This is a genomic window from Blastopirellula marina (assembly GCF_002967715.1).
GTDB classification, from domain to species: domain Bacteria; phylum Planctomycetota; class Planctomycetia; order Pirellulales; family Pirellulaceae; genus Bremerella; species Bremerella marina_B.
In genome coordinates, this window is the sequence record NZ_PUIA01000033.1 from 1 (window position 1) to 829 (window position 829).

Sequence of the window (829 nt, forward strand, 5' to 3'; positions counted from 1 at the left end):
CCAATATTGAATTTCCCCACGAGGTCGACGCCTGCCAGCAGCGCGGCGCCGAAGGGATCGGGCTCTACCGAACCGAATTCCTCTACCTGGGCCAAGACCAGGAGCCGACCGAAGAGGACCACTACCAGGTTTACGCCAAAGTGGTCCAAGAAAAGGGGGGCGCCCCGATCGTCATCCGCACGCTCGACCTGCGCGCCGACAAGATTGCCCGCGGCGTTGGCGAGAGCCGCGTCGCTGAATCGAATCCCTTCCTGGGAGTGCGCAGCATTCGACTGTCGCTTCGCAATATCTCGTTATTCCGTACGCAGTTACGAGCGATCTTGCGAGCAAGCATGTTGGGGGAAATCCATGTGATGTTCCCCCTGGTCAGCACCCTGCACGAATTGCGGCAGGCGAAAATGCTGCTGACCGATATTATGGAAGACCTGGATGAAGAAGGGATTCCCTACGACCGCAACCTGAAAATCGGCATGATGGTCGAAGTCCCATCTTCGGTGATCATGCTCGATCATTTCGCCAAAGAGGTCGACTTTATCAGCATTGGCACGAACGACCTGGTCCAGTACACCCTGGCGGTCGATCGTAGCAACAAAGAAGTAGCGGCGCTATACAACAACTGCGACCCGGCAGTCCTCCGTTTGATCGAAATGACGGTCCGTCTGGCGAAAGAAGCCGACATTAAGACGACCCTTTGCGGCCAAATGGGGGGAAATCCGATCTATGCCATGTTGCTGATTGGGCTCGGTTTGCGTAGCTTAAGTATCACGCCGAGCGCCATTCCCGAGATCAAGAAGGTGTGCCGAAGCGTTTCTCTCGCCCAATGCGAGGA

The 829-nt window shown here is 56.5% G+C and carries 1 protein-coding gene; it reads left to right on the top strand.

Annotated elements, in window-relative coordinates:
- A partial coding sequence (locus C5Y96_RS09810; RefSeq protein WP_146115592.1) for a putative PEP-binding protein occupies positions 1-829 on the top strand: 829 nt, incomplete at both ends.